Raw genomic sequence first — 18085 nt, 5'->3', positions numbered from 1 at the left:
GGCCAGGTACGCCGTGCGCTCGAGGGCCTGGCCTCGGTCGGTGCGCGCGTCCTAGGCGCCGTCGTCACCGCTGCGCAGGGTGACGCGGGTGCCGGACGCTACCTGGCACCATGGCCGTGTGGATGATTTCGTCTTCGTCAGCGGGCGGCTCTCCCTGGACCTCGCGGGCACGCTGCTCTGGCGACGAAGCCGACGCACCGAACTGCTGCGTTCCCCCGACGACCTGCGACGCTGGATCCACCAGGCCGGACTGCTCGACGCGCCCGGCCTTCTGGACGCACGCGCCCTGTCGAGAATGTGCCGTCTCAGGGAAGCGGTGTACGCGCTGGTTGGCGCATGGCCCCTGACACCGCCCGCGGACAGCGAGGTGCGGGAAGCCCTCGCCGAGGTGAACGAGACGGCCCGGCTGCCGCTGCCGAGGCTCCAACTCGACGAGGACGGTCGCCTGACACGTACCGGGGGCATCGACGAGGTGCTCGGCGCGGTGGCACGGGACGCAGTGGACCTTCTGGGCGGCACCGACTTCACTCGCGTGCGGGAATGCCTCAACGAGGACTGCACCCGGCTGTTCGTGGACCTGTCGCGGTCCGCCAACCGCCGCTGGTGCGGCATGAGCGAGTGCGGGAACCGACACAAGGTGGCCAACTACCGCAAGCGGCGGCAGGGGACAGCACGCTGACCGCCTCCGAGCATCGCCTGCCGCCCGCCCCGCCCTTCCAGCCAGGCCGGAACGGGCAGCAAAGCACGGACGATCTGCCATTCCGCCTCCGTCATGTCCGAGCCGTAGCAAGAGGCGCGGTCTGGGCCGTCGGCCGCATTGCCGAACCTGTGCGGGCAGTCACACGACGGAGAACCCGAGTTGGGCTCCACACACGCGAGCGCGAAAGACTGCGGCAACAGGGCCTCCCGGAACAGCTCGTTGGCTTCGACAACCCCGAGCTACCGCGAGGCCCTGCCTTCATGCGTCGACCGCACCGCGATCACCCGATCAGGACCCTTGTTCGACCAGGCAAGCCCGTTGATCGGTAAGCGGATGGCTTCTAAAGGTGATAGTGAAGCAGCGGTCGACCATGGTCTCGGCCGAACCGAAGAGGACCACGAAGCGCTGATACATGCGGGAGAACTCAATGGTGACCCGTGTGCTTCCTTCGGCGGAATCGACCGCGAACAGGCTGCCGTATCCGAGGCGTTCAACCGAAGCCAGAGCAGCTTCCACATCCTGCCGGTCGACCGGGAGGGTGCCGTCCTGAGCTACGACGGCATCAGCGAAACGTCGCGCATCATTCCGGGTCGCTTGGAAGGCAGCATCCTTCCTCGCCGCTTCGCGGTAGCTGCCGATCCCGTACGAGACCAGAAGTGCTGCCAGAAACGTCAGCACGAGCGCTCCCAGCGCTTTCGCCCAGGGAGCAGACCTTCCCATCTGATCAGCTGTCCTCGCGGCCAATTAAGGCAGTCGCCCGATCCCTTGCCCAGGTCCTTAGCCCCAAGATGACGAGCCATGACGACTTCGGCATCGGGATCGGCATCGGCATCGAGTACGCCATGGGCAGTAACCCGTGTCCTCAAGGACCGCAACGCCGGCCTCTACCTGGGCGGAGTCGTGGTCTCCGGGTTCGGATCGTCGGCGATGTGGCTGGTGGCCGGGGTCTGGGTGAAGGAGCTGACCGGCTCGGACGGGGTGGCCGCTCTCTGTGTTTTCGCGCTCTGGGCACCCACGCTGATCGGTCCCCTCCTGGGCACGCTCGCCGACCGCACCCGTCGCAGGCCTCTGTTGGTGTGGACGAACCTGGGGCTGTCCGTGCTCCTCCTGTCCCTCCTCGTCGTCGACTCCCCGGGCACCCTCTGGATCCTCTTCGCCGTGCTGCTCGTGTACGGCGCGACCGGCGTCGTCCATGACGCGGCGGAGTCGGCTCTGGTCGCCGCGGCGGTCGACGAGCGGCTCCTCGGTGACTTCAACGGTCTGCGGATGTCGGCCAACGAGGGGATGAAGCTGGTCGCCCCGCTCGCCGGAGCGGGGCTGTACGCCGCCTACGGGGGCGCCTCCGTCGCACTGCTCGACGCGCTCACCTTCGTACTGGCCGCGGGCCTCTACACCCTCCTGCGGGTACGCGAGCCGAAGCCGCTCCGGGCCCCGGCCTCCGTCGGCTGGCGCACGCAGACGGCCGACGGCGCCCGCTACCTCTGGCGTCACGCGACGCTGCGCCCCCTCGTCCTCGCCGGCGGCACGACCATGCTCTTCGCGGGCCTCAACGGCGCGATGATCTACGCGGTGGCGGAAGGTCTGGGCCACTCCCCCGCCTACGTAGGTCTGCTGTACGCCGTCCAGGGCGTCGGTTCGGTGGCCGTCGGTCTGGCCTCGGGCCCACTTCTCCGCCGACTGGGCGCACACCGGTTCGCCGGGTACGGCATCGCGCTCACCGCCCTGGCCGTGGCCGCCCGCGCGCTCCCGTACGACGCGGTGGCCCTCGTCTCGTCCGCGGTGGTCGGCGTGGGGCTCCCGTGCGTGCTGATCGCGGCCCTCACCACGGTTCAGCGCGAGACTCCGGACGACCTCCTGGGCCGTACGACCGCGACCGCCAACACGCTGATGTTCGCCCCGAACGCGGTGGGACTCGCGCTGGGTGCGGGCCTGGTCGAACTGGTCGATCACCAGGCGCTGTTGGTGACGTTCGGGCTGGTCCGGCTGGTGACGGTCCTGCCGTTGCTCAGGCAGCGTCAGCCGAGCCGCGCCAGCGCATCCGCCACCAGCGACAGGTCCTCGTCGGACGCCAACCCCGCGTGATACAGCCGTACTTCGGTGGCTCCCCGCTCGACCGCCCGTGCCACGTCCTCCGCGAGCGTGCCCGGGCTGCCGCCCATCCCGCTCACGACGGGGAAATTGGCCGCCAGCACACTCCTCTCAACAGCCTGCTCGGCGAAGGGAGTCAGCAGCTCGGGCCCTCCGGCACACGGCACGACCACGCCGTCGGCCACCGACAGGATGTGTGCGGGATCCACGCCGACGTTCGCGCCGACGTGGTACGAGGCGGGGTCCGCGTGCAGCAGGATCTGGAACCCATCGGGAGCGGCCGCGCGTACGGCGGCGACGGCCTCCGTCTGGAGGGAGCGGGCGACGGAGTCCCGCCAGGCGCGCGTGGCCGTCGCGAGTTCGGCGCCGAGGAGCTTCTCCACCGCTTCCCAGGCTCCGGTGGGTGCTTCGCCCCGCCATACGGGTTCCAGGGCGCGCCGGACCGAGGCCGCCAACTCGTCGGGGGCCAAGCCCCGTTGCGTATAGCCGTCGCGGCAGGAGGGGCAGAAGCACAGCGACATCAGGTACTGGCCGGCGTCCCCGAGTTCCACCCCGGCCGTCTTGTCGTGGGCGTGGAGGTGCACGAGGCCGTACCACCCAAGGGACTCCAACTCCGTCCCCCCAGCCCCGGGGCGCACCGCCGCCTCGACGGCCAGGTCGACGAGGTACGCGCGCGTGTCGGGCTGCGCGATGCAAGGAGCCCACGGGTAACGGTCTCCGTAGGCGTTGACCACGGAGGTGTCCGGGAACTCGTCCCCCATACGGGAGTTGTGCGCCAGCACCACCCAGGTGTGCACGTCGAGCCCGGCCTCCGCGAGGGACGCGGCGGCCTCCCCGTACGCGTCGCCGGGCGCCCAGTCCCCGGCCGCGTACGGCCTGAGCCGGCGTCCCTCCCAGCGCGGGCCGGGCGGGTAGAGCACGGCCGCGTGCCGGGCCGTAACGATCCGGTGGCGGGGGTGCCGGGGGGTCAGCGCGCGCGTGGAGTGGTAGGCGGAGGCGAGCGTCGCCTGCCGTACGCCCAGGCCGGCGATGCGCGCGGCGGACTCGGGGTCGCCGTTGACGTCCCACGGGTAGACGAAGGTGGACGCCTTCAGAGACGCATTTGGCGTCCCCTTCACAGAGCCTGCCGCCTCGCTCACTTGACCTCCTGGAGAAGCGCCTCGCCCCGCTCGATCAGCTGGGCGAGCTGCTTGACGTGGTCGTCGCTCGGCTCGTGCAGCGGCGGCCGTACCTCGCCCACGTCGAGACCCCGCAGCCGTACGCCCGCTTTGACGAGGGAGACAGCGTATCCGCGGCCCTGGGCGCGCAGTTCGACGAGGGGACGGTAGAAGCCGTCGAGCAGGCGATTCGCGGTGGTGTCGTCTCCGGTGTTCAGCGCCTTGTGGAAGGCGAGGGCGAGCTCCGGCGCGAAACAGAAGACCGCCGACGAGTACAGCGTGATGCCGATGCCGCGGTAGGCGAGGCCGGTGAGTTCGGCGGTCGGCAGTCCGTTGAAGTAGAGGAATTCGTCCGGGACTTCGGCACGTACCGCGCTCACGATGCGCTGCATCAGATCGAGGTCGCCGACACCGTCCTTGAAGCCGATGATGCCCTCGGTGCGGGCCAGTGAGACGACGGTCTCGGGGGTGAACACGGCGTTGTCACGCTGGTAGACGATGACCTCGAGCGAGGTGGCGCGGGCCAGTTCGGTGTAGTGCCGCAGCAGGCCCTCCTGCCCGGCGACCACGAGATACGGCGGCATGGCGAGCAGTCCGTCCGCCCCGGCCTCCTCGGCGAGCTTCGCGTACCGGACGGCGAGCGCGGTTCCGTACCCGGCGCCCGCGATCACCGGCACGCGGCCCGCCGTCTCCTCGACGGCCGCGCGTACGCAGTCCTGGAACTCCTCGGGGGTGAGCGCGTGGAACTCCCCGGTTCCGCAGCAGGCGAAGACGGCGGCGGCCCCGGCCTCGACACCCCGCCGGACGTGCGCGCGGTACACGTCGAGGTCGACGGCACCGTCAGGGCCGTACGCGGTGACGGGGAAGAACAGCGGCCCGCTCGGGACACTGAGGCGAGTGGCAAGGGGCGCTGACGTCACGGGCTCTCCCTAGGCATGCACGCACACGCCGACCGTGCACGTTTCCGGTCCAACGCTTCTGACCTACGTTCCTGATCCACGTTTCTGATTCATGTCCATATTTCTGAACGCGTCCACGCTAAAGCGCCTCCCAGGGGGCGGTCAAGCGGGCGAAGTCCCCAGACAGGGGCGACATAAGCCAATCACCGCGCGGATTTCCCGGCCCCGCGCGACACTTGACGCGGCCGGACGGCGATCCATAGTTTGTCCACGAATGTGAATGCCGTACACGATGACGGCTGTTGATCCAAGGATGATCCAAGGAGACCCGAGGATGCCCGCTCCCCGCACCGTTCTGCTCACCGGCGCCGCCGGCGGCCTCGGCACCCTGATGCGGGGACTGCTGCCCGCGTACGGATACGAGTTGCGGCTCCTCGACCTGCGCCCCATAGAGGGCGAGCCGGACGCGATCGCCGCTGACCTCGGCGACAAGGAGGCCCTGCGCGAGGCCGTACGCGGCGTCGACGCGATCATCCACCTCGCGGGCATCTCCCTGGAATCCACCTTCGACAAGATCCTCAAGGCGAACATCGAGGGCACGTACAACCTCTACGAGGCCGCCCGCGAGGAAGGCATCCGGCGCATCGTCTTCGCCTCCTCCAACCACGCGGTCGGCTTCACTCCCCGCCCGCGGGGCGAGGCACCTCACGACCCGAGCACGCTGATCCCCATCGACACCCCGCGCCGCCCGGACACCTTCTACGGGCTGTCGAAGTCGTTCGGTGAGGACCTGGCGCAGTTCTACTGGGACAAGCACGGCATGGAGACCGTGTCCGTACGGATCGGCTCCTGCTTCCTGGAGCCGACCAGCGTGCGCATGCTGTCGGTGTGGATGAGCCCCGGCGACGGCGCCCGCCTCTTCCACGCGGCCCTGACCGCCGAGGACGTCCAGCACACGGTCGTCTACGGCTCGTCCGCGAACACCCGCCTGTGGTGGGACCTCTCGACCGCCCGGGCGCTGGGTTACGAGCCGCAGGACGACTCGGAGCAGTACGCCGGGAAGCTCATCGCCGAGCAGGGCGAGCTGGACTCGGAGAACCCGGACCACGACTACCTGGGCGGCCACTTCGTGACCAAGCCACCGATCTGGCCGTACTGACCGCTGCGGACACTTCGGGCACCCCCAATGCGCCTATAGGCGTGGCCGGGCGCGCTGCGTCTTCCCCTCGCGGGGTCGGCCCGTTCCGACGGCGGTGGCGCCAGGATCTCCTCGGGGCCGTGACACCTGGCGAGCAGATCCTCCTCGAAGGTCTCCAGACCGTGGAAGCCTGCCTGTGCGGCGGCGGAGAGCTTCTCGGGCGGCGAGCCGCCGAGGCAGACCGTGGCGATGGATTTACGCATGTCGGGTCGTGTCCGCCTGCCGGTCCCGGCTTCCGATACTGATCCAGGTCTTTCCCGCCCGTTCGGCGGCGCCGGTGAAGGCCTGCTGGGCCTCTTCCAGCGAGTACCGCGACTGGACCACGGCTCCTGGCCGTGCCTGGCCCAGTTCGGCGAGCGCCTCGGTGAAGTCACCGGGATGGTCGTAGATCATCGATCCGCGCAGCACCAACTGCCGCCGGACCACGTCGTCAAGGGTGAGTGGCAGCTGCGCCGGGCTGAGGCCGATCAGCACCACGGTGGCGCCCGGTGCCGCGCGGTCCACCGCCGGAGGCAGGGCCGGTACATGGCCCGATGTCTCGAAGACATACGTGAACCCCGTGCGGCCGTCGTCGGCCACCGCGCCCAGCTGTTGGGCTTGCGCGAGCCGGAGCGGGTGAGGTTCGGTGACGACAGGCCGGACGCCGAGGCGGGTCAGGGTGAGGCAGACCAGCAGTCCCTGTGCTCCGGCCCCGATGATCAGGCAGCGGTCCGCGGCCGTCACTCCGCTGCGCCGTACTGCGGACCGGGCGACGGTGTACGGCTCGGCGCTCGCGAGGTCGGCGCTGCTCAGGCCGTCGGGCACGGAGTGGGCGAAGTGCGCGGGAACAGCGACACGTTCGGCGAGGACGCCGGGTGCGTTCAGACCGACGATGATCCGGTGGGGACAGGCCGAGGTCAGTCCGGTGAGGCAGTCGGTGCACTTGAGGCAGGGGTAGTTGGGCTCGATGACCACGGTCTGGCCGACCGACCGCCCCTGTACCGAGCTCCCCACGGTGACGATGCGGCCGAAGCCCTCGTGGCCCGGGACCCATGGAGCCGCGGGTGAGAGGCGCTTGCCGTGGAACACGGCGATGTCGGTGCCGCACAGGCCGACACCGTCCATCTCCACGATGACGTCATGAGGGCCGCAGGCAGGCTCCGGCCAGTCCTCGACCGTGTCGATCCGGCCCGGGGTTATCAGCACAGCTGCTTTCACCCAACACCTCCAGTGGTCCACTACACGGATCATACGATCCGCTGTACGGTCAGAATACGACCGAAGGGCATCCCCAACAAGAGGACAAAGGCCTTGTGAACCGCGGCAGTTCGGCAGCAGGAAGGCCGTCGTGCGCGTCCAAAAGGCGCGCACGACGGCCTGGGGGCGGTCCGCTGCCCGGTCAGAAGATGAAAGATCGGGGCGGCGGGATGGGATGGGATGGGATGGCGAGTTCGTTGAATCACGATCCCGGAACAGCGAGCGGGAGCAGCGACTCTGCATCAGGCGGCTGTGTACCAGAAGGTTCTGGATCAGAGGGTCGCATCGGCTCGCGGCGACGACTGTCCGACGGTGGACGGGACCTCAGCCCGGTCGCCGCGCATGCGCAGTGCCACAACAAAGGAGATCGCGCAGCCGAGCGCGAAGTAACCGGCGACGAGGTACCAGCCGCCGTCCGCCCACAGCACCAGCGAGCTCAGGACGAAGGGGGTGAAACCACCGCCGACGACACTGGCGAGCTGGTAGCCCACGCCGGCGCCGCTGTAGCGGTACTCGGGGCCGAACATCTCGGTGAACAGTGACTGCTGGACGGCGACGGCCATGTCGTGGGCGCCGTTCACCAGAAGGACCGCGCAGACGATGATCAGGACCATGGAGCCGGATTCCAAGGCCCAGAAGAAGGGGAGGGAGCCCGCCACACCCAGCGCGGAGCCCCACAGATAGACCGAGCGCCGGCTGTAGCGGTCGGCGAGGTAGGCGAAGGCGGGGATGGTGAGGATGGCCAGTGCGCCGACGGCGAGGTTGACGTTGAGCAGGCTGTCGCGGTCCAGCCCGAATTCGGTGGTGCCATAACTGAGGGCGAAGTTGGTGACGCCGTAGAAGGTGAACAGCTCCACCAGACGCAGGCCGATGATGGCGAAGAAGCCCTTGGGGTTGGACTTGACCGCGGCGATCAGCGGCATGCGCGGCTTCTCGTCCTCCTCGAGCGTAGCGACCTGCTCGGTGAAGACCTCAGACTCTTCGACCTTCGCCCGGATGACCAGGCCGATGATGACGATGACCGCGCTGACCAGGAACGGAATGCGCCAGCCCCAGGTACGGAACGCCTCGTCGGAGACGGTTCCCGATATGAACTTGGTGATCAGGGTGGCGAGCAGCAGACCGACCGACGCGCCGACCTGTACGCCGCTGCTGTAGAGGGAGCGCCACTTGGGCGGCGCGTTCTCCACCGCCATGAGCGCCGCGCCGCCCCACTCGCCGCCGACCGCGAAGCCCTGCGCGGCGCGCAGCACCACCAGTAGCAGCGGGGCCCAGATTCCGGCCTGAGCGTGGGTGGGCAGCACACCGATCAGCGTGCTGGCCAGACCCATGATCAGCATGGTGAGGACCAGCATCTTCTTGCGGCCCAGCCGGTCGCCGAAGTGCCCGAAGACAATGCCGCCGAGCGGCCGGAACAGGAAGCCGACACCGAAGGTGGCCCAGGCGGCCAGCGTGCCCACGGCCGGGCTGACGTTGGGGAAGAAGATCTCGTTGAAGAGAAGCCCGGCGATGATCCCGTAGAGGAAGAAGTCGTACCAGTCGACCACGGCTCCCATGAAGCTCGCCATCGCCGCCCTCCTCGCCACGCCGGAGCTTCTGGCGCCGCCGGCTGCTGCCGGGCTCTGCATGCTGTTCAACTCACACACTCCATTGGATGCGGCGATTCGCGGCCGGACCCGCGCACGGGCGGAGTTCACGGCCGGGACACGAATGACTGTGGTGGGACCAAGCACCTGGGCGACAGCGCTCCGGGGTGTGGAGCCGGCCGTCGACGGTGGTGGGTCGCGCCGCGGCGGTACGGGCGGTGACCCTCAACTTGCGATCCACTCAACGGATCAAATGGACCGAGTAGCGGAAACATACGGCCGGTGTTCCGAGTCGACAAGAGTTACGGCAGAATTTGTGTCGAAGAGGTCCCAGCGGTCCGCGCAACGGGCCACGTCAGGTGAGACCAGCGGCAGGCAGGCAGAACTCCGCGGAGTGATCAGTACGGAGGAGGGTGTCAGCGTGGACAGCGGGGCGGCACAGGCCGGCGCGGAACGCGAACCGCACGGCACGAGCGTCAGGAGCGTACGGCGCGCCCTGGACATCCTCGGCCTGCTCAGCGAGGAGCGGCCGCTGATCACACTGCGGGAGATCACCGACGCCACCGGGTTGCCGAAGACGACCGTGCTGCGCCTGGTGCAGACGCTGGAGGAGAGCGGCCTGCTGTGGTCGGACGAGGGCGGCTACATCGCCGGACCCGGTCTGTGGCGCTGGGCCTACCTCGCACGCAGCCAGTGGGAGATCCCCCGTGAGACCCGCAAGGTCATGAGGGACCTCGCCGACCGGCTGGGGGAGACGGTCAACATCTTCGTCGCCCGCGATCTCCACCGTGTCTGCGTCGCGCACGAGGAGAGCCCGCACCCCCTGCGCCACGTGGTCGACGTCGGCCACGAACAACCGCTGTGGGCCGGCGCATCCTCGAAGATCCTGCTGCACGACGCCTCCGAAGCACAGCTGCGCCGCATCGCCCAGGCCTCACCCCACGGCGAGGACCATGCCGCGCAATTGCGTACATCCGCGCAGGAGGCGGCGCGCCGGGGCTACGCGGTGAGCAACAGCGAATGGGACGAAGGACTCACCGCCGTCGCCGTCCCCCTCACCAGCCCCTCGGGCACCGTCGTCGCCTCCCTCTCGGTCAGCGGCCCCGACCACCGGTTCCCCTACGCAGCCATCGAGCGTTTCGCCACCGACCTCACGGAAGCGGCCCGACTCATCTCTGATCAGGGCTTCAGTCATCCGCTGAGCTACGGCCGCCGCAGCGCGAGGGACTAGCGGCACCCTGTTCCTGTCCCTTCGGTACGGCTCCGCGCGTTCCCAACGCTGTATGCGGTAGCGCTGCGCAACCGCTCCGCCGTGCACTCACCTCGTTCACGTACCGAGATCAGCGGTGAGCCACCGCGGTCGTCGGCCAGGGCGACGCGGGGCGTGCGGTGTGTGAGGGCGGTGGGCGGGCGGCGCGTCCGCGACTCGCCCACCGCCTGATCGGTCAACCACGTGCGAGGACGCCCGTGAACGGGCGAAGAAGTCACGCCCGGTGCATTTACTCTCGCCCCTCTTGCGGGGACCTTGAGGACGGCGTAATTTCGCTCTCCGGATCGCCAAGACCACCTGGCGGATCTGAAGGGGTCCACTTCGCGTACTGCGCCTCATCGCAGCCGATGGATCCGAGCCTGACAGCAGCGGCCCCATCCCTCCCTTCGCCGCGCTCTGCGCCTGCCCTCCTCACCCCCGGGCGGCCATCACCCTTTCCGTCAGTTCGCCCTTGAGCCATGGAAGTTGCCATGAGACGCGCATCCAGATCCGGACCAGGCATGGGGGCGGCCGTCGCCAGTTTCATCGGGGCGGTCGCCGACTGGTACGACTTCTTCCTCTATGGGATCGTCGCCGGCCTGCTCTTCGACGAGCTGTTCTTTCCCGACGTCAGTCCCGCCGTCGCCACCCTGGCGGCCTGGTCCACGTTCGGTGTCGGCTTCCTCTTCCGGCCTTTGGGCGGCATCGTCTTCGGCCACTTCGGCGACCGGTTGGGCCGCAAGAAGATGCTGATCGTCACCATGCTGATCATGGGCGTTGCGTCGACCCTGATAGGCGTGCTCCCCACCTATGCCGAAGCCGGCATCTGGGCCCCGGTCCTCCTCGTCACCCTGCGCGCCGCCCAGGGCTTCGCCGTCGGCGGCGAATGGGGCGGCGCCGCCCTGATGGCCGTGGAGAACGCCCCGCGCAAGTGGCGCTCCCTCTACAGCAGCGGAGTCCAGGTCGGCGCCTCGGTCGGACTGCTGCTGGCCACCGCCGCCGTCAAGTTCCTCTCGGTCCGCCTGCCCGAAGAGGATTTCCGCGACTGGGGATGGCGCGTTCCCTTCCTCGCCAGCGCCGCCATCGTCATCGTCGGCATGATCGTGCGGGCCACGGTCGCGGAATCCTCCGCCTTCGTCGAACACACCGCCGCCCGCCCCCACCCGCAGCGCCGACGGCTGCCGCTGCTCGCCGCCATCAAGGCGTACCCCTCCGGCTTCCTCAGCATCATCGGCCTGCGCTTCGTCGAACTCCTCACCTTCTACTGCGTGACCACCTTCGGGCTGAGCCATGCCGCCGAGCAGTACGGCCTGAACCGCGACGCCCTGCTCGACATCAACCTCATGGTCGGCGCGCTGGCCATCGTCACGATCCCGGTCTACGCCTACCTCGCCGACCGCTTCACCCGCCGCTCCGTCTACCTCTGGGGCGCGGGCATCGGCGTCCTCGGTGCCCTCCCCTACTTCGTGGCCCTGCAGTCCGGATCGTTGATCCTGATCGCCGTGACGGCGGTCCTGCTGGTCAACGGCGCCCACGACATGGCCGTGGCGGTCCAGCAGTCCCTGTTCACCGACATGTACGGTCCAGAGTTCCGCTACAGCGGCGCCGGCGTCGGCTACCAACTCGCCAGCGTCATCGGCGGCGGCTTCACCCCCCTCATCGCCGGCGCTCTCGTTCTGTGGGCAGGCGGCGGCTGGGCCTTGGTCGCCATGTACCTCCTGATCGGCTGCGGCATCTCCTTCACGGTCGCCCTCAACCTGCACTCAGGCCATCCAAGCCACCCCCGTACGTCCGTTTCCTCGACCCCGCCGGCCCGAACGGCCCCATGAGCCGTGTTCCGCCACACCCCTCTTCATCGCGGCGCGGGCGGGCACCGAACGGGCCCGCCCGCCCCACTGTTCGGGCGTCCGCGCTGCCCGAATTCCGCTCCGCCGCAGGTCCGACGCGGGTAGTCGCCGCGCGAAACGGGCGCACACGGGCGTCATTGATTCCATAACAGACCTGGTCAGCGCCGCACACCCGCTGTAGAACTTCCCCCATGGGTCCACCGGGCCCGAACGGGCAACAACGAGCCACACCGGCTTGAGTGCCCCGGAGGCGAGCGAGAGAACACAGCACGGAGAGCGGGTGGCCATGAGCGCGGAGGAACGGCAGCGGGAGATCGTCAAGGCCGCCCGCCGCACGGGCGCCGTCGACGTCAACGCCCTCGCCGCCGAACTGGGCGTCGCCAAGGAGACCGTACGCCGCGATCTGCGCGCCCTGGAGGACCACGGCCTGGTCCGCCGCACCCACGGCGGCGCCTATCCCGTGGAGAGCGCCGGCTTCGAGACGACGCTCGCCTTCCGTGCCACGAGCCACGTACCCGAGAAGCGCCGGATCGCGACCGCGGCGGCCGAGCTGCTCGGGGACGCCGAGACGGTCTTCGTCGACGAGGGCTTCACCCCACAGCTCATCGCCGAGTCACTGCCCCGGGACCGGCCACTGACCGTGGTCACCGCCTCCCTGCCGACCGCGGGCGCGCTCGCCGAGTCCGAGAACATCTCGGTCCTGCTGCTCGGCGGCCGGGTCCGGCACGGCACACTCGCGACCGTCGACCACTGGACCACGAAGATGCTCGCCGGCTTCGTCATCGACCTGGCGTACATCGGCGCCAACGGCATCTCCCGTGAACACGGCCTGACCACGCCCGACCCCGCCGTCAGCGAGGTCAAGTCGCAGGCGATCCGGGCCGCGCGCCGGACCGTGTTCGCAGGCGTGCACACCAAGTTCGGGGCCGTCAGCTTCTGCCGGTTCGCGGAGATCAGCGTCCTGGAGGCAATCGTCACCAGCACGTTCCTCCCCACCGCCGAGGCCCACCGCTACTCGCTGCAGGGCCCGCAGGTCATCCGCGTCTGAAAAACCAACCGACCCCTCCGTAGGCACCGCATTACTCAATGTCATCCCCTGTGCACCAAAATATCCAGGAGCGATCCATGCGAACCCAGAGCCGACGGAGGCCGCGCGGGCTACTCGCCGCGGCCGCCGCAGGGACGCTGCTCGCCCCGCTGCTCTCCGGCTGCTGGACCGGAGCGGGCGGAGCCGGTTCCGGCGGCAACTCCATCAACGTCCTCATGGTCAACAACCCGCAGATGGTGGAGCTGCAGAAGCTCACCGCCGCCCACTTCACCAAGGAGACCGGCATCAAGGTGAACTTCACCGTGCTGCCGGAGAACGACGTCCGCGACAAGATCAGCCAGGACTTCGCCAACCAGGCCGGCCAGTACGACGTCGCCACCCTCAGCAACTACGAGATACCGATCTACGCCAAGAACGGCTGGCTGCACGAGATGAACTCGTACGTCGCCAAGGACAGCGCGTACGACGAGAAGGACGTCCTCAAGCCGATGCGGCAGTCCCTGACCGCCGAGGACGGCAAGCTCTACGGACAGCCCTTCTACGGCGAGTCCTCCTTCCTGATGTACCGCAAGGACATCTTCGCCAAGGAGGGCCTCACCATGCCCGAGCGCCCGACATGGACACAGGTGGCGGACCTCGCCGCCAAGGCCGACGGCGCCGAGTCGGGCATGAAGGGCATCTGTCTGCGCGGACTGCCGGGCTGGGGCGAGATCATGGCGCCGCTCACCACGGTCGTGAACACCTTCGGCGGCACCTGGTTCGACAAGAACTGGAAGGCGCAGCTCAACTCCCCCGAGTTTGAAAAGGCGACGAAGTTCTACGTGGACCTCGTCCGCGAACACGGTGAGTCCGGCGCCGCCCAGTCCGGCTTCGCCGAGTGCCTCAACAACATGACCCAGGGCAAGGTCTCCATGTGGTACGACGCCACATCCGCCGCCGGCTCCCTGGAGTCCGCCAACTCCCCCGTCAAGGGCAAGATCGGCTACGTACCGGCACCGGTCGAGAAGACGAAGTCCTCCGGCTGGCTCTACACCTGGGCCTGGGGCATCCAGGACGCGTCCCGGAACCCGGACAAGGCCTGGAAGTTCGTCTCCTGGGCGTCCAGCAAGGAGTACGAGGAGCTCGTCGGCGAGGAGATCGGCTGGTCCAACGTACCGGCCGGCAAGCGGGCGTCGACGTACACGAACCCCGCCTACGCCAAGGAGGCGTCCGCCTTCCAGGAGACGACGAAGGACGCCATCGAGGGCGCCCGGCCGAACGATCCCGGAGTGCAGCCGCGGCCGGCCCCCGGCATCCAGTTCGTCGGCATCCCCGAGTTCACCGACCTGGGCACCAAGGTCTCGCAGGAGATCAGCGCGGCCATCGCCGGGCGCCAGTCCGTCGAGTCGGCCCTGAACAAGTCGCAGCAACTCGCTGAGGAGATCTCCGAGGAGTACGAGGGACGATGACCGCCACGACGACAGCTCCAGTAGCCGCCCCACCCGTACGCACGACGAAGCCCCCTTCGGGCCGACTGCGCGCCTGGGCGACCAGGGCCCCGCTCCTGCCCGCCCTGATCTTCATGATCGCCGTGACCCAACTCCCGTTCGTGGCCACGCTGGTGATCTCCTTCTTCGACTGGAACTCGCTCTACCCGGACGCCCGGGAGTTCGCGGGCTTCGCCAACTACTCCGAGGTCCTGACCGACGCGGATCTGCGCAAGTCGGTCTTCACCACGATCCTGCTGACGGCGGCCGTGGTCCTGGCCAGCCTCGTCGTCGGCCTGATCCTGGCGCTGCTCCTGGACCGCAAGTTCCGGGGCCGCGGCATCGTCCGTACGCTCATGATCGCGCCGTTCCTGGTGGTCCCAGTGGCTGCGGCCCTCCTGTGGAAGCACGTGCTCTACAACCCGGAGTACGGCCTGTTCAACGGTCTGCTGCACTACGTGGGCGGCCCGCAGCCGGACTGGATCTCCGACAACCCGCTGCTCGCCATCGAGGCCTCACTGATCTGGCAGTGGACGCCCTTCATGATGCTGATCCTGCTGGCGGGCCTGCAGAGCCGCGACCACGCGCAGATCGAGGCGGCGAAGGTGGATGGCGCCAGCGACTGGCAGGTCTTCCGCTACCTGACGCTCCCCCATCTGCGCCGCTACCTCGAACTCGGCGCCCTCCTGGGCTCGATCTACATCGTCCAGAACTTCGACGCGGTCTTCACGATCACGTCCGGCGGCCTGGGCACCGCCAACCTCCCCTACACCGTCTACCAGAGCTTCTACCAGGCCCACGAGAACGGCCTCGCCTCCGCGGCCGGCGTCCTCGTCGTCATCGGCTCGATCATCATCGCGACCTTCGCACTGCGCGTGGTCTCGTCCCTGTTCCGTGAGGAGGTGTCCCGCGCATGAGTGCCACCGCGATACGACTGCGTCCCCGCCGTACCAAGGGAGCCGGCCTGGGTGTGCTGGCCTGGCTGCTCGGCCTGCTGTTCTTCCTGCCCATCGCGTGGATGGCCCTGACGTCCTTCCACTCCGAGGAGGACGCCGCCACCAATCCCCCGTCCTTCGCCGCCGCCCTCACCCTCGACGGCTACCGCGAGTTCTTCGGCGCGGGCGGCGGCGCGAGCCCTTGGCCCTCGCTCATCAACTCGACGGTGGCGTCGCTGGCTTCGACCCTCTTCGTCCTCGTACTGGCCCTCCCGGCGGCGTACGCGCTCTCCATCCGCCCCGTGAAGAAGTGGACGGACGTCCTGTTCTTCTTCCTCTCCACGAAGATGCTGCCGGTGGTGGCGGGCCTCCTGCCGATCTACCTCTTCGCGCGGAACACCGGCCTGCTGGACAACATCTGGCTCCTGGTCATCCTCTACACGTCGATGAACCTGCCGATCGCGGTGTGGATGATGCAGTCGTTCCTCGCCGAGGTCCCGGTGGCGATCATCGAGGCGGCACAGATCGACGGCGCGAAGCTGCCGACGATCCTCGCCCGTGTAGTAGCGCCGATCGCCCTCCCGGGCATCGCCGCCACGGCCCTGATCTGCTTCATCTTCAGCTGGAACGAGCTGCTGTTCGCGAGGGTGCTGACGGGCGTCGTAGCCGAAACGGCCCCCGTCTTCCTCACCGGCTTCATCACCAGCCAGGGCCTGTTCCTGGCGAAGGTGTGCGCCGCCTCGCTCGTCATCTCCCTGCCGGTGCTCGCCGCGGGGTTCGCCGCCCAGGACAAACTGGTCCAGGGCCTGTCGCTGGGAGCCGTGAAATGAAGGCCGCCGTCATCGAGTCCGTGGGCCGCGCCGTCGTCGCCGAGGTCCCGGATCCGACGCCAGGCCCGCGCGAGGTCGTCGTCGAGGTCGCGGCCTGCGGCCTCTGCGGCACCGATCTGCACATCCTCCAGGGCGAGTTCGCACCCAAGCTGCCGATCGTGCCGGGGCACGAGTTCGCGGGCGAGGTGGTCGGGGTGGGCACCCAGGTCACGGAACTGGCGGTGGGCGACCAGGTGGCGGTCGACCCGTCCCTGTACTGCTACGAGTGCCGGTACTGCCGTACGGGCCACAACAACCTCTGCGAGCGCTGGGCCGCGATAGGCGTGTCCACGGCGGGCGGCGCCGCCCAGTACGCCGTCGCGCCCGTGGCCAACTGCGTCAAGCTCCCCGAGCACGTACGCACCCAGGACGCGGCCCTCGTCGAACCCCTCTCCTGCGCGGTCCGCGGCTACGACGTCCTGCAGTCCCGCCTCGGCGCCCACGTCCTGATCTACGGCTCCGGAACGATGGGCCTGATGATGCTGGAGCTCGCGAAGCGGACGGGGGCGGCGAGTGTGGACGTCGTCGACCTGAACCCGACCCGCCTGGCGACGGCCGAGCAACTCGGCGTCTCGGCGTCGGCCGCGACCCCCGACGAGCTGGACCGCCCCCAAGGCTGGGACCTGGTCATCGACGCCACGGGCAACGCGGCGGCCATCCAGGACGGCCTCGACCGGGTGGCCAAGGCCGGTACGTTCCTGCAGTTCGGCGTCGCCGACTACGCGACGCGCGTGACGATCGACCCGTACCGCATCTACAACCAGGAGATCACCATCACCGGCTCCATGGCGGTCCTCCACAGCTTCGAGCGGGCGGCGGAACTGTTCGCGACGGGTGTCCTGGACCCGGACGTGTTCATCAGCGACCGCATTCCGTTGGACCGCTACCCCGAGGCGCTGGAGCAGTTCGCGTCAGGGGTGGGCCGCAAGATCGTCGTAACGCCGTAATCCACTGTCGTCGGGCATGACCGGGCGCTTAGCATCCTGGTCATGCCACGACCACAGGGATTCTCGTACGAGCATCAAGGCGACGGAAGCGTGACGATCACGCACAACGGCCACTCCGCGACAACCCTCCGCGGCCCCCGCGCCACCCAGTTCCTCACGGAAGTGGAATCCGGCGACCCACAACTCGTCATGGCCCGCTGGACCGGCAACTACAAGCGCGGCAACGAACGCACGGCCCGCAACCACCCCCGCAACCGCCGCTGACCCAATTGGGCGGCAGGTAAGGGAACGGTAAAGCGGGCCCGGTCGTTACCCCACACATGACAGCTATGACCCCCGGCTCGAACATCCCTCTCCCCGTCGCCCGCGTGACGGTGGACGTCACCGCACCGGTGCGGCTCGACGTATCGGGCCTGCTGCTCACCGCCGACGGCAAGGTGCGCTCCGACGACGACTTCATCTTCTACAACCAGGCCACGGGCCCCGGTGTGACGTACCGCTCGGGCGGCGGCGCGGCCCCGGACGCGATCGTGGTCGACACGGCCGCCGTGCCCCCGGGCATCGAAAAGATCGTCGTCACGGCGAGCCCGGACGCGGAGGGCCAGACCTTCCAGGGCATCGAACCCACGGCGACGATCCGCAACGCGGACGACAACTCCGTATTGGCGACGTTCACGCCCCCGCAGTTGGGCACGGAGACGGCACTGGTGATCGTGGAGGTTTACCTCCGCAACGGCGCCTGGAAGGCCCGAGCGGTCGGCCAGGGGTACGCGAACGGCCTGGCGGGCATCGCCACGGACTTCGGCGTCTCGGTGGAGGAACCGGCTCCGGCCCCGGCCCCCGCCCAGACTCCCGTAGCC

The 18085-nt window shown here is 68.8% G+C and carries 18 protein-coding genes; 12 read left to right on the top strand and 6 right to left on the bottom strand.

What is annotated here, in order from left to right; all coding sequences use genetic code 11:
* Positions 1 to 118: 118 nt before the first annotated feature.
* Entirely contained in the window at positions 119 to 679 is a 561-nt protein-coding gene (locus tag G6048_RS37810; RefSeq protein WP_165344119.1) for a CGNR zinc finger domain-containing protein, read from the top strand.
* A 309-nt stretch (positions 680 to 988) separates the two neighbouring features.
* Here G6048_RS37810 and G6048_RS37805 read toward each other — a convergent pair whose 3' ends face one another.
* Positions 989 to 1378 carry a hypothetical protein gene (locus G6048_RS37805; protein WP_165344118.1) on the bottom strand — a complete coding sequence of 130 codons (390 nt, stop codon included), beginning with the start codon at positions 1376 to 1378 and terminating at the stop codon, positions 989 to 991.
* 120 nt (positions 1379 to 1498) lie between these two features.
* Here G6048_RS37805 and G6048_RS37800 point away from each other — a divergent pair, with 120 nt between their 5' ends.
* Entirely contained in the window at positions 1499 to 2782 is a 1284-nt protein-coding gene (locus G6048_RS37800; RefSeq protein WP_165344117.1) for an MFS transporter, read from the top strand.
* On the opposite strand, the gene G6048_RS37795 is transcribed toward G6048_RS37800, so the two are convergent.
* Together G6048_RS37795 and G6048_RS37790 are read right to left on the bottom strand one after the other, a co-directional pair.
* Positions 2716 to 3882: a hypothetical protein gene (locus tag G6048_RS37795; RefSeq protein ID WP_165344121.1), complete on the bottom strand. Its 1167-nt coding sequence runs from the start codon at positions 3880 to 3882 to the stop codon at positions 2716 to 2718. The two genes, G6048_RS37800 and G6048_RS37795, sit on opposite strands and share 67 nt — an antisense overlap.
* 41 nt (positions 3883 to 3923) lie before the next feature.
* A complete protein-coding gene (locus G6048_RS37790) occupies positions 3924 to 4865 on the bottom strand; it encodes a 5-dehydro-4-deoxyglucarate dehydratase (RefSeq protein ID WP_165344116.1) in 942 nt (313 codons plus the stop codon).
* 313 nt (positions 4866 to 5178) lie between these two features.
* Here G6048_RS37790 and G6048_RS37785 point away from each other — a divergent pair, with 313 nt between their 5' ends.
* Positions 5179 to 6003 (top strand): NAD-dependent epimerase/dehydratase family protein, encoded by an 825-nt coding sequence (locus G6048_RS37785; protein ID WP_165344115.1) that lies wholly within the window; start codon positions 5179 to 5181, stop codon positions 6001 to 6003.
* Here the strand turns inward: G6048_RS37785 and G6048_RS37780 are convergent.
* The 3 genes from G6048_RS37780 to shiA (G6048_RS37770) form a co-directional block, all read right to left on the bottom strand.
* Positions 5955 to 6245 carry a hypothetical protein gene (locus G6048_RS37780; protein ID WP_165344114.1) on the bottom strand — a complete coding sequence of 97 codons (291 nt, stop codon included), beginning with the start codon at positions 6243 to 6245 and terminating at the stop codon, positions 5955 to 5957. The genes G6048_RS37785 and G6048_RS37780 overlap by 49 nt on opposite strands.
* Positions 6238 to 7239: a zinc-dependent alcohol dehydrogenase gene (locus G6048_RS37775; protein WP_165344113.1), complete on the bottom strand. Its 1002-nt coding sequence runs from the start codon at positions 7237 to 7239 to the stop codon at positions 6238 to 6240. Before G6048_RS37775 ends, G6048_RS37780 begins: the two co-directional genes overlap by 8 nt.
* 311 nt (positions 7240 to 7550) lie before the next feature.
* Entirely contained in the window at positions 7551 to 8906 is a 1356-nt protein-coding gene (gene shiA / locus G6048_RS37770; protein ID WP_165344120.1) for a shikimate transporter, read from the bottom strand.
* Between the two features lie 379 nt (positions 8907 to 9285).
* Here shiA (G6048_RS37770) and G6048_RS37765 point away from each other — a divergent pair, with 379 nt between their 5' ends.
* The 9 genes from G6048_RS37765 to G6048_RS37725 all read left to right on the top strand — a co-directional run.
* Positions 9286 to 10095, top strand: coding sequence for an IclR family transcriptional regulator (locus G6048_RS37765; RefSeq protein WP_165344112.1), 810 nt, complete (start codon positions 9286 to 9288; stop codon positions 10093 to 10095).
* A 509-nt stretch (positions 10096 to 10604) separates the two neighbouring features.
* A complete protein-coding gene (shiA, locus tag G6048_RS37760) occupies positions 10605 to 11942 on the top strand; it encodes a shikimate transporter (RefSeq protein WP_235990880.1) in 1338 nt (445 codons plus the stop codon).
* Between the two features lie 304 nt (positions 11943 to 12246).
* Positions 12247 to 13008: a DeoR/GlpR family DNA-binding transcription regulator gene (locus G6048_RS37755; RefSeq protein WP_165344110.1), complete on the top strand. Its 762-nt coding sequence runs from the start codon at positions 12247 to 12249 to the stop codon at positions 13006 to 13008.
* Between the two features lie 77 nt (positions 13009 to 13085).
* Positions 13086 to 14456: an ABC transporter substrate-binding protein gene (locus G6048_RS37750; protein WP_165344109.1), complete on the top strand. Its 1371-nt coding sequence runs from the start codon at positions 13086 to 13088 to the stop codon at positions 14454 to 14456.
* Entirely contained in the window at positions 14453 to 15391 is a 939-nt protein-coding gene (locus G6048_RS37745) for a carbohydrate ABC transporter permease (RefSeq protein WP_165344108.1), read from the top strand. Before G6048_RS37750 ends, G6048_RS37745 begins: the two co-directional genes overlap by 4 nt.
* Positions 15388 to 16239, top strand: a complete 852-nt coding sequence (locus G6048_RS37740; protein WP_165344107.1) for a carbohydrate ABC transporter permease — start codon at positions 15388 to 15390, stop codon at positions 16237 to 16239. The genes G6048_RS37745 and G6048_RS37740 overlap by 4 nt, the downstream gene beginning before the upstream one ends.
* On the top strand, positions 16236 to 17225 hold the full coding sequence (locus G6048_RS37735; RefSeq protein ID WP_165344106.1) for a zinc-dependent alcohol dehydrogenase family protein: 990 nt from the start codon (positions 16236 to 16238) through the stop codon (positions 17223 to 17225). The genes G6048_RS37740 and G6048_RS37735 overlap by 4 nt, the downstream gene beginning before the upstream one ends.
* A 42-nt stretch (positions 17226 to 17267) precedes the next feature.
* A complete protein-coding gene (locus tag G6048_RS37730) occupies positions 17268 to 17489 on the top strand; it encodes a hypothetical protein (RefSeq protein WP_165344105.1) in 222 nt (73 codons plus the stop codon).
* A gap of 56 nt (positions 17490 to 17545) precedes the next feature.
* Positions 17546 to 18085 (top strand): TerD family protein (locus G6048_RS37725; protein ID WP_165344104.1); only part of this gene is annotated, 540 nt, incomplete at its 3' end.

Origin of the sequence: Streptomyces ureilyticus (assembly GCF_011045025.1) — a bacterium.
GTDB classification, from domain to species: Bacteria; Actinomycetota; Actinomycetes; order Streptomycetales; family Streptomycetaceae; genus Streptomyces; species Streptomyces ureilyticus.
Note: the sequence above shows the minus strand (reverse complement) of the source record. Positions and strands in the feature narration are given on the sequence as shown.

Coding starts and splice junctions, on each gene's coding strand:
- G6048_RS37800 (WP_165344117.1), top strand. CDS start 1,499: ATGACGACTTCGGCATCGGGATCGGCATCGGCATCGAGTACGCCATGG.
- G6048_RS37785 (WP_165344115.1), top strand. CDS start 5,179: ATGCCCGCTCCCCGCACCGTTCTGCTCACCGGCGCCGCCGGCGGCCTC.
- G6048_RS37780 (WP_165344114.1), bottom strand. CDS start 6,245: ATGCGTAAATCCATCGCCACGGTCTGCCTCGGCGGCTCGCCGCCCGAG.
- shiA (WP_165344120.1), bottom strand. CDS start 8,906: ATGCAGAGCCCGGCAGCAGCCGGCGGCGCCAGAAGCTCCGGCGTGGCG.
- shiA (WP_235990880.1), top strand. CDS start 10,605: ATGAGACGCGCATCCAGATCCGGACCAGGCATGGGGGCGGCCGTCGCC.
- G6048_RS37755 (WP_165344110.1), top strand. CDS start 12,247: ATGAGCGCGGAGGAACGGCAGCGGGAGATCGTCAAGGCCGCCCGCCGC.
- G6048_RS37750 (WP_165344109.1), top strand. CDS start 13,086: ATGCGAACCCAGAGCCGACGGAGGCCGCGCGGGCTACTCGCCGCGGCC.
- G6048_RS37745 (WP_165344108.1), top strand. CDS start 14,453: ATGACCGCCACGACGACAGCTCCAGTAGCCGCCCCACCCGTACGCACG.
- G6048_RS37740 (WP_165344107.1), top strand. CDS start 15,388: ATGAGTGCCACCGCGATACGACTGCGTCCCCGCCGTACCAAGGGAGCC.
- G6048_RS37735 (WP_165344106.1), top strand. CDS start 16,236: ATGAAGGCCGCCGTCATCGAGTCCGTGGGCCGCGCCGTCGTCGCCGAG.
- G6048_RS37730 (WP_165344105.1), top strand. CDS start 17,268: ATGCCACGACCACAGGGATTCTCGTACGAGCATCAAGGCGACGGAAGC.